General features: G+C 70.6%; 10 protein-coding genes. 1 reads left to right on the top strand and 9 read right to left on the bottom strand.

Annotated features, from left to right (window positions below; all coding sequences use genetic code 11):
• Nucleotides 1–1,654 (top strand): PP2C family protein-serine/threonine phosphatase (locus KUTG_RS08575; protein WP_232240713.1); only part of this gene is annotated, 1,654 nt, incomplete at its 5' end.
• Here the strand turns inward: KUTG_RS08575 and KUTG_RS08580 are convergent.
• The 9 genes from KUTG_RS08580 to KUTG_RS08620 form a co-directional block, all read right to left on the bottom strand.
• Complete coding sequence (locus KUTG_RS08580; RefSeq protein WP_198047068.1) at nt 1,589–1,963, bottom strand: STAS domain-containing protein; 375 nt, start codon at nt 1,961–1,963, stop codon at nt 1,589–1,591. The two genes, KUTG_RS08575 and KUTG_RS08580, sit on opposite strands and share 66 nt — an antisense overlap.
• Nucleotides 1,964–2,052: 89 nt before the next feature.
• Nucleotides 2,053–2,250: a CsbD family protein gene (locus tag KUTG_RS08585; protein WP_043716205.1), complete on the bottom strand. Its 198-nt coding sequence runs from the start codon at nt 2,248–2,250 to the stop codon at nt 2,053–2,055.
• 40 nt (nt 2,251–2,290) lie between these two features.
• Nucleotides 2,291–2,452 (bottom strand): hypothetical protein, encoded by a 162-nt coding sequence (locus tag KUTG_RS08590; RefSeq protein WP_043716208.1) that lies wholly within the window; start codon nt 2,450–2,452, stop codon nt 2,291–2,293.
• Between the two features lie 55 nt (nt 2,453–2,507).
• Nucleotides 2,508–3,848 carry a CYTH and CHAD domain-containing protein gene (locus KUTG_RS08595; RefSeq protein WP_043716210.1) on the bottom strand — a complete coding sequence of 447 codons (1,341 nt, stop codon included), beginning with the start codon at nt 3,846–3,848 and terminating at the stop codon, nt 2,508–2,510.
• 47 nt (nt 3,849–3,895) lie between these two features.
• Nucleotides 3,896–4,780, bottom strand: a complete 885-nt coding sequence (locus KUTG_RS08600; protein ID WP_198047069.1) for a phosphotransferase family protein — start codon at nt 4,778–4,780, stop codon at nt 3,896–3,898.
• Between the two features lie 33 nt (nt 4,781–4,813).
• A complete protein-coding gene (locus tag KUTG_RS08605; protein ID WP_043716213.1) occupies nt 4,814–7,444 on the bottom strand; it encodes an RNA repair domain-containing protein in 2,631 nt (876 codons plus the stop codon).
• Nucleotides 7,444–9,135: an RNA ligase family protein gene (locus tag KUTG_RS08610; protein ID WP_232240714.1), complete on the bottom strand. Its 1,692-nt coding sequence runs from the start codon at nt 9,133–9,135 to the stop codon at nt 7,444–7,446. Before KUTG_RS08610 ends, KUTG_RS08605 begins: the two co-directional genes overlap by 1 nt.
• On the bottom strand, nt 9,132–9,680 hold the full coding sequence (locus KUTG_RS08615) for an RNA ligase family protein (RefSeq protein ID WP_043716217.1): 549 nt from the start codon (nt 9,678–9,680) through the stop codon (nt 9,132–9,134). Before KUTG_RS08615 ends, KUTG_RS08610 begins: the two co-directional genes overlap by 4 nt.
• Nucleotides 9,681–9,754: 74 nt before the next feature.
• Nucleotides 9,755–10,144, bottom strand: a 390-nt coding sequence (locus KUTG_RS08620) for a hypothetical protein (protein WP_043716220.1), incomplete at its 5' end; no start/stop codon positions are given.

Raw genomic sequence — 10,144 nt, forward strand, 5'->3', positions numbered from 1 at the left:
TGCCCGGACGGCCGTGGTGGAGCAAAGGCAGCTCTGGTTGCGCGCCGGGGTGTCAGATCCCGCTTTGGCGCCGGCGGCCGAGCGGTGGCCGGGCGGGGCGCGGGCCGTGCTGCCGATCCGCAACAGCCGGGCCGTGCTGGGCGTGATGGAGATCTGCTGGCCGGTGCCGCGGCGGGAGTTCACCGCAGGTCAGCGCACAGAACTGGTGGCTTTGGCCGACCTGTGCGCCAGTTCCCTGACCGACGTGGACGGCGAGCAGTCGTGGCTGCTCGGGCTCCTGGACAGCCTGGTTGACGCCGTGCTGACGGCCAAGGCCGTCCGGGACGGCCACGAGCTCGTCGACTTCGTCGTGGACCATGTGGGCGAGGGGTGGCCGCTGCCGCCGGCGGACATGATCGGTGAGCGGCTGCTGGCCCTGTTCCCGTTCGCCGCGAAGGCCGACGGCCTGTTCGAGCGGGCCGTGCGGGCGCTGGAGACCGGCGTCAGCGAGGAGTTCCTGGACGAGGAGCGCCGGGTCCGGGTGGCCCGGCTGTACGACGGCGTGGCCATCAGCTGGCGGCAGCGGGGCGACGCCGAGCTGGCCGACAACGCGCTGCGGGCCGGCGGCCTCGGCGGCTGGGAGGAAAGCCTGGTCACCGGCCGTGTCACGTGGACGCCCCGGCTGACCGAGGTGATCGGGGCGCGGCACCACATGCCGCTGCGGGAGTTGGCCGCCGAGCTCGGTCCGGACGGCGAGTCGACCATGGGCCGCCTGCTGCACACCGTCATCAACGGCCGCCGGCCGGCCACGGCCGTGTTCAAGAAGCCCGACCGGCAGCTGCGGCTGTTCGCCGAGCCGGTGCTCGACGCCGCCGGCGAGGTCGTGGCCCTGCGCGGGGCCTGGCAGGACGTGACGTCCGAGTACCACACCGAATTCGCGCTGGAGGTGACCGCCGAGCACGCCGACGAGCAGCAGCAGCTGGCCATTCAGCTCCAGCACGCGATCATCCCGCCGACCACGCAGCTGCCCCAGACCGCCGGGCTGGAGATCGCCGTGCGGTATCAGCCGGCCGCGACGCAGCACCTGGTCGGCGGCGACTGGTACGACGCCGTGATGCTGCCGTCCGGGCAGCTGCTGCTGGTGGTCGGTGACATCGCCGGCCACGGGATTCCCGTGGTCACGGGCATGATTTCGATGCGCAACGCGTTGCGGGGCCTGGCGATGACCGGCGCCCCGCCGGCTCAGATCATGGCCTGGCTGAACACCAGTGCCGCGGCGCTGCCGGAGCGGGTGAGCGGGACCGTGCTGTGCGGGATGTACGACCCGTCGACGTCGACGCTGGTCTGGGCGCGGGCCGGGCACCTGCCGCCGCTGCTGGTGCGGGACGGCGTGGCGTCCCTGCTGCCGCTGCCGGCCGGTCCGCTGCTCGGGGCCTTCAGCTCGCCGACGTACGAGGAGAACACCCTCGTCCTGGCCCCCGGCGACCGGTTGGTGCTGTTCACCGACGGGCTCGTGGAACGGCCCCATCAGGACATCGACGAATGCCTCGACGACCTCGTGATCACCGCGACCCACACGGTGGAGGGCATCGAGCAGTACGCCGACCTGCTACTGGCGCATGTCGGCGCCAATTCCCGGGACGACACCTGCCTGCTCGCGCTGCGCGCGCGCTGAGCGGGCCGCCTCCTCCGGGCTGGCGAACACCGGGAACATCGTCGTGAGGCCGGTCAGCTCCAGCGGCAGCATCGTGGCCCGCCTGGTCGCGACCAGGCAGACCGAGATGTTGCGGGCCGCCGCCGCGCGCTGCGTCTCGATCAGCACCGACAGGCCGGCCGAACCGAGGAAGTCGACGTCTCGCAGGTCGAGCACCAGAAACCTCGGCGCCGTGTCCAGCGCCCTGGCGATCCGGGCCGACGTGGCCGCCTGCGTGCCCACGTCCAGCTCACCGGACAGGGGCAGCGTCATCACGTCTTCTTCGATCATCGGGCCGTCCTCTGCTCGCCTCACTCCGCTGGGCCTGGATACCCGTCGCCCGCGCCACCAAACGGCGGCGCGGGCGACGGAGGGGCACATCACTTGCCCGTCACTGCGTCCTTGACCTTCTCGGCAGCGTCCTTGACCTTCTCGCCGGCCTGCTTCAGGCCGCCCTTGACCTGGTCCGCACGGCCCTCGGCCTGCCACTGCTCGTTGCCGGTGGCGTCGCCGACGCCTTCCTTGACCTTGCCCTTGACCTCGTCGGCCTTGCCCTCGAACTTGCGCTCGGTGCTCATATCCAACTCCTCCTCTGTACGGCTAGTCGGCCTTGTCGGGTCACCAGCGGTACCAGTGCCCGCCGCCCTCGGCGGAACGCACCAGAAAGCCCAGCAGCCATACGACGAGCACGACGCCCGCGATGATCCACAGTGCGTGCACGGCGAAGCCGACGCCGCCGAGCACGATGGCCAGTAACAGCACCGCCAGGATGATTCCCATGTGAACTCCTGTTCGCCGGGGGAAGTTGACTCTTGGATACCCGTTGCGGCTCTTCCTAAACCCTGCCCCGCAACGACTCCTCTGCCTTTTCTGCGCGACGCAGCTCACATCCGTACAGCAGGCCGTAGGTGAACGCGCTGTCTCCGTCCATATGGGACTGCACACCCATGGCCCTCAGTTCCCGCCGCGCCACAACTGAATCCTGGTGCCGGCCGAGCACCTTGGTCAGCTTCTTCATGCGCCGGGCCAGTTTCTGCTTGTCCGCCGCCTCCGCCGCATAGCGAGTCCGCTTGGCCGCCTTCCGCACGTCGTGCAGGGTCTTGCCGTCGTCCTTCTTGGCCCGCCGCACCCGTTGCCGCGTCTTGCTCAGCCGCTTCTTCGGCTTCACCGGGCGGACCTTCGTCGTCTCCAACCGGTTGAGCAGCGCGAAGTACCGCTTGCTGCGCAAGGCTTCCAGGACCTTCGTGCGGGCTTCCTGTTCCCTGGGCGCGAACGTCTCCACGAGCCGCTGCCGCACATTGCCCAGCACCAGTTCCGGCGGCAGCGCCTCGATTTCCAGTTCGAGGTGTTCGCGCAGGACCTCCAGATCCCGGGCCTCGCCCAGAACCTCGCCCAGCCAGCGCAGCTCTTCCTTCAGCCCTCGCGATCCCTTGTACGCCTGGAGAACGCTCCGCACCCGCCGGCTGGCCACGCGCATCTGATGGACCGCGTCGTCGGCATCCTGGCGAACCCTGATGTCCTGTCGGCGTATCTGCCTTACCTGCTCCTGGACGTACTTCGTGATCCGATCGGACGCCTTGGGCCGCTTCGGTATCCGCTCCCCCAGCAGCCGCACCAGCTTCGCCGGCGCCGCCGAGGGCCGGCCCAGGTGCCGCTCGACCACCTCGAACACCTCTCCCCCGCCGTGGACCAGCTCCACCTCCACCTCTCGCCAGGCCTTCACCTCTTCGTTCTCCCCCAGGGTTTGGGCGACGACGTCGTCCTCCACCATCTCCGCCGCCACGTTCCCCTCGCCGTCGAGCAGCTCCCAGCGCTTCCGCTTGGTCCGGATGTGCGCCACCGGCGCCAGCGGCTCCCCCCGCGTCAGCCCCAGCACCAGGTCCGACAGCTCCTTCGGCACCCGCTTCGCGTCCTTGGTGCCCTTCGCCCTGACCTCGTCCCGCGCATCGCGGCCGACCGGCAGCTTCAGATGCCACCCCGCGTCCGCTCCCCCGGTCCTGCGCCGCAGCGTCACCCCGCTCTGCGCCAACCTCAGGTCCGCGGTGTCGTGGTAGACGGCGTCCAGCAGCACGTCCCCGCCGCCCACCACCGTCACGCCCGGCACCCCGGCCAGCAGTCCACCCCCCGTGCCCGCCGGCTCGTACTTGCGCTCCGTCTCCCTCACTCGCGTAGCCATGGCGGTTGGCTACCCACTCGGCGGCGGGATTTATGCATGCGGGCCGGTCAAGAGACGAGGGCGGCCATCTCGGCGGCAATGCCGGGGAGGTACTGGGCGTCGCCGGTGGAGGCGAACCAGTCCCACAGCTCCAGGGCGTGGTACAGCCGGTACACGGGCAAGCGGGCGTCGGGGAGGGCGCCGTAGCCGGCGAAGAGGGCGTCGAGCTTGAGGGAGGAGCCATGGGCGGCGTAGAAGTCGGCCTTGGCGAGATCCAGCCACGGATCGCCGGCGAGGGCGTTCTCTACGTCGACGAGGCCGGTGACACGGCCGTCGGAGACCAAGATGTTGCCCTCGTGGATGTCGTTGTGACAGAGGACCGGTGCGCCGCAGAGGGCGAACAGGTCGCAGTGGGCGGCGACGAAGGACTGGACGCGGTCGTGCAAGGCGGGATCGCCGTGCAAGGCGAGGAACTCGCGGAGCTTACGGGTGAACTGGCGGGCCATGTACGAAGTGTTGTCCGGCACGGGATCGAGGACATGGGTGGTGAGATAACCGAAGCCGGGCTGGGAAATGGCGTGGATGGACGCGAGCAGACGGCCCAGCTGGTGGTACACGGAGGCGATGTCGGGCACGACGGTCTCGGACAGCGGAGTGCCGGGAAGCGTCGTCATGACGGTGAAAGCGCGGCCGATCACGCCGGGATCGGGCTCCAGGTGGAGGATGGTGGGCACCGGGGCGATGCCGTGCTCGGACAACAGGCCGTAGACGTGGGCCTCCTTGGCCTGCTTCCAACGCCACTTCTCGTCATAGACCTTGACGATCGCCGAGCGGTCGGCGGCGCGGACCTCGAAGACGGAGCTGAGCTGGCCGCCGGTGCGAGGCAAGACGGCCGTGACCGGGACGTCGGGCCACAGCGGACGCAGAATCTGACCGGCCTGGAGTAGATCCACAACCCCACTGTGGCATGCGAGAGCAAGCCGATATCACGGCAGAGTGGGCACGCCGCCGTTCGGCGCCCACTCGACGGTGGCGCCGGCGCTCCATCCCGAGGCGATCTCGGCCAGACGTGAGGCGGAGACCGGGGTTCGCCCGAGGCCGACGGCGTACCGGTTCGGCGCGAACGGGCGAGGCCACGCGTGCAGGTCGGGCATCTCCGGCTCCAGCATGGTGAGCAATGCCCGGATACGGCCGCGGAGGCGGCCCTCGTCGGAGGCGGTGAGCACGGCCCACGCGGCGTGCCGCTGGTGCATGGGCGGGGATTCCAGCAGCCGCGGCCACGGATCGGTCGACTCGGCAGCGATCTCCCATGCCCGGTACAGCTCCTGCGTGACGAGGTCACGCATGCCTACGCCGACCTGCTCCGTGCACGACCGGACCGGAGCCGTCGGCGTCAGGACGGTGACCGGCCCATAGGCCTCGGAACGGCCGCTGAGCGACACGGCATCACGCCAGTCCCAAGCGGCCCACTGCGCGAAAAAGGCGGAGGGATCGGACGAATCCATGGTGGCGGCCATGACCGCCCAAGCGATGCTCGGCAGGCCGCCGAAAGGTGCCGAGGCCAGGCCCCGGGCCTTGGCCCATGCCTTCACGTGCCGGATCAGGGCGGTGTTCCGTCCCCTGATGGCGGCGGCATCGGTCACCGCACTGAGCGCGATCGCCGCCGCCGATCCCAGCTCGCCCCGCCGCTCGACGGCCTCGGCCGGATCCACGTCGCCGGTCTCGACGAACACCAGATCGACCGGCCGAGACCCGATCCGCAGCCGCGCGCCCGGCACCCGCGCGCCGGTGACCGCGCGGATGTCGCTGGCGTTGCGAATATCGAGGCAGGTCACGTCGACGGGGCCGGGGACCGCGACGACCAGGTCGACATCGGCGTCGGGGAGCGCACAGTCCATGGCGTGCGAACCGACCAGGTGCACCACGCCGTCAGGGAGGGCCTCGGCTACACGGTCAAGCAGAGCCTGTACCGGTCGGCTTCCGCCTACAGGCGCGCCGGCGTCGTCGGGGATCCACTGCACGGCACCGGTGCCGAGGGAGATCACGGCCCTGACGCGCATGGGCTCGTCGCCACGGCGGGACAGCACGGCCAGCTCGCCGACGGCGGTGTCCACAGGGGACAGAGCGGACCGGCATTCGGCGGCAACCGTTTGCGCGTCATGGGTGCGTCCCAGAGTCAGGTGAGTAGTGAAGGACTTGGGGCGACAAGAGGGGAAAGGACGGGTGAGTGCGGCCTGGAGGTGGGGCCACTGCGAGGCAACCGGGTCGAGCCAGACCGTGGCATCGTCGCGATGGCCGAAGGTGTCCACGCCATCGAGGCGCACCGGGAAAGGAGGAACCTGGGCGGCGGCAGCGGCCAACAAGGGGACGGCCTGCTCGAAGTCGGACTCGGGGACGAAGCCGTACAACAGGTTCACGTGGGCAGGCCAACGGTCGACCTGCGGGTCGTGGCGGCGTCGGAGCTGGGTGATCTCGGGCAGGTCGGGCGGTAGCCAGGCGACGGCGGTGCGGGACGTCGGAGGGACGTCGAGCACCTCGCCGTCGGCCTTGCCCACCAACAGTTCCACCTCGACGCCGTAGTGGTCGGAGACGGGCGCGCGCCGCACGGAGGCCTGCACGGGACGCAGGCCACGGACCAGGACACGGTCGATACGGGACGGGAGGCCGGTGAGCGATGATACCGCGGCCAAGGGGTTGGCCACCGGGTCGAAGGTCGGGGTCTGGTCGGCGGAACCGTGAACCTCGGTCCAGGCGTCGGTGAGGCGCAGGGCGTCTGCCGGCATCACCGAGCCGTCGTTGACGTCACCGAGCAACACCAAGGGGCAGTCCACATCGGACAGACCATCGGCGATGGCGGCGAGCTCCACGGAACGGGTTTCCGCGCCATGGTCGCTGTGGTCGCTGGTGAGGTGCGTCGACGCGACGGCAACGACGCCGCCGGCGGTCTCGACCACGAGGGCGACCACGCCCTTGTGCGGCCCGAGCTGGTGGAAGCCGGCCTCACGGACCGGAACCCGGCTGAGCACCAGCAATCCGTTGCCGTCGACCTCACGGCCGTCCACGGAACTGACGACATAGCCGGCACGGACCCAGGGCGCGGCCAGCAGCAGGGTCAACAGGGCGCTCTCGACCTCCTGGAGGGCGATCACGTCGGCGTCGGCACGAGCCAACTCCTCGACCAGTCGCGGGCGGCGACCGGCGGAGTCGATGCGGTCGGCGTCGTAGCGGTCCCAAAGGGTGTTCCACGTCAACACCCGCAGCCGACTGTCGCCGAACCGTCCATCTTGGACACTGCGAAGCGGCGACCAGGCCAGGCCGTCCCAGGCGAACGGGGAACGGGCGGTGAAGAACGGGGCGCGCAGGCGGCGAGGATCGAGCACACGGCCGGCCTCGGACTCGTCGATGCGGTCGACACCGGTGGACCGGTCCCACACGACCTCGCCGTCGGCCTCGACGAACATGACGCGGTGCCAAGGGATCTCGCCGCCGGGCACGAAAGCCGGCAGCGGCACGCGCTTGGGCGGCCGGCCGCGCATGCCGACACCCAGCACGAAACGGGCCGGGTCGAACCGCGGGTCCCAGCGCACCCGGTGGTAGATCTCCTCGCTGGTCCGCATCATCCCTCCTCGCGACCGAGCGCCCCGGCGACGTCCTCGACCCTACCTGACCGCCCGACGTACCACGTCCGGTGCGCCTCACCGGGATACGGCGGCGAGAAACGGCCCAGCTGGGCGGAAAGCACGTCCAGCGGCACCGGGTGCGGGCGGATGCCGTTGCGGCGGAGCAGCTCCTCCTCCGGTACCAGGAACACGACGTTGGTGACGAAGGCATCCCGCCGAGCCGCGACCGTCTGGGCCATGGCCCGATGCCGGCGATTCAGCGACGTGGCGTCCCACACGACCGTGCGACCGGCGCCGAGGGCCCGGTCCAGGCGCCGCACGGCGAGGTGGAACACGGCCGCGTTGGCGCTCTGGTCCTCGCGGGAGCCGCGGGCCTCGCGAAGATCGTCGAGCGACACGACCTCGTCGATTCCCCGGAGCGACTTGATGAACTGGCTCTTGCCGCTGCCGGACGGCCCGATCATGGCGATCAGGCGCGGGAAGTCGCCGGAGCGCCAGCGCCAGGTCAGCGGGACCGCCTCCGACGGCGTGGAGATCCGGCACCGGGCCTCGGCCCAGCAACGGTCGGCCACATCCTCGTCGAGCCCTTCCCGCCGCAGCGCCCACTTCAGCCGCTCGAACGGCCGCTCCCCCAGCAGCCCGGCCTCCTCGGCGTGCATGGCCGACCACTCGACCTGTTGGTTGCCGGGCTGGGCCGCCGCCGCGACGGCATGCAGCACACCGAGATCGGCCGCCAACGCCAGACGCGTCAAGCCGAGCCGGCGCTCGTCGTCGGGAAACGGTGTCAGCAGTCGGCCGTACAGCCCGGTCAGGTCGGCGACCTGCCGGGCCAGCCGCATTCCCAGCGGGGCAACGAGCTCCGCGGCAATGCGACGACGAGGCTGCCCGCGGAGCGCCATGGCCAGTACACCGGCCAGCCGGGCATCTCCCCTACGCCCCAACAGATCCAGCCGTTCGACGACGTCGCCGAGATCATCGGCCGACGAAAACCCGATGGCAGAAAGCAAAGACGGCACGTCCGGCGCTATGCCGGCACGCACGTCCCACAGCGAGGCCGACGGTCCACGGCCGTTGGCCACCACCGGACCGAGCATCCAGTGCTGGTCGGTCTGCACGTGCCCTGTCCGCACCCACTTCGCCATGCAGTGGCGGAAGTCCTCGGCCTGGAAGCTGTCGGCGACCCGGACCACGTAGCCCTCCTGCCGCCCCAGGTCCAGCCGGAGCTTACGCAGCGCCCGCTCGTCGAAAACCCCGCGCCACAACACCTTCGGCACGGGAACGCCCAGCCCGGCGGCGAACCGCACGGTGGCGTCCCAGGACAGGCAACGCTCCCCCGCCCACACCGAGAAGGCGTAGAACCAGCTGTCCAGGTCGTCGTAGCCCAGGGAGTGGCGGGCGTTCATGTTCTCGCCGCACACCCGCCATCCCTCGGGGATCGCGCTCGCCACACTGCCGTGCAAGGACTTCACCCATGCCCGCGACGGGTGGTGGGCCGAGTCCAGCGACCGGGCGTGCAGGCCGTCGCGGTAGAGCGTGGTGTTCTCGCCGTCCAGCTTCTCCGTGACGACGACCTCGCGCCCGGCCAACCCCGACAGGTCGGTGGTCCGGACGTCGTCGGCCGTCGCCCCCGGCGACCACGGCAGGTGCGGCGTGCGCGGATAGTGCACTCTCAAGGAGGCAACTCTCACGGGCCGAAGTCCTTGCGCTTGATCTTCGCCCGCCGCCCGTCCGAGTGGTGGAACACCAGTCCCTCGGCCGGGTTGCCCGGCGAGTAGACACTGTCCACAGTGGCCAGGAACGCCCGCAGACCGGCGAAGTCCCGCGGCACGTCGGCGTACACCGGCGCGCTCAGGTTGAACGGCACGCAGACGTGCTTGTCCAGCCCCAGCGGGTTTCCCTGCACGCGCGGCCCGATCGCCTCGCACGAATGCTCGCCGTCGGGCCACGCCGACACGTCCGTGCCGTCGGCCGCCGCCATGATCCACTTGTCCTCGGGGCCGGCGTCGACGTACCAGCCGTCGACGATGCCGCGCGCCTTCTGCTCCTTGTTCGGGTTGCGCCGCTTCTCGACCCGGACGATGGTGCCGCAGCGCACGGTCAGCCGGACGTTGGTGCCGTCCAGCTTCTCCGTCGCCACGCCCTCGCCGTCGAACACCCACGCGCAGTCGGCGCGCGGGCGGTCGACGACGTGGAACCGGCCGTCCCGCTCGAAGATCGTCGGGATCTTCTCCATGACCGTGCCCCCTTGATCGTCCGCTGTCGGCGATCAGGTTGACACACGAAGGCCCGTTCGTCCCAACGAAATCCTCAGGCCACCTTGAACCCCGGGGTGAGCACGAGGTTGACCAGCTGGGCGTCGGTGAGCGGCGGCTTGGGCAGCGCCGCCGTGCCGGCCTGGTAGATGCTGGCGCTCTGCGCCAGGTACACCACCGTGCCGTCCGGATATCGGTACGCCGCCAGGGAATCGACGCGGCCGTCGGCGGTGTGCTGGACCAGCCCGATGTGCTTGCCGACCACCTGGACCTCCTCGCAGTCGCCGCCGACGCCCCAGAAGGCCCTGGCCATCGCGCACGAGTCGGCGGGGATCTGGTTGCCCGGCCCGTACACCTCCACGATCAGCCGCCCGGCGCCGATGCCGCCGCCGGCCGGGGCCACCGGCTCGACCGCCTGGTAGCTCCACGTGTTCCGGTCCCAGTC

Source organism: Kutzneria sp. 744 (assembly GCF_000568255.1).
Lineage (GTDB): Bacteria > Actinomycetota > Actinomycetes > Mycobacteriales > Pseudonocardiaceae > Kutzneria.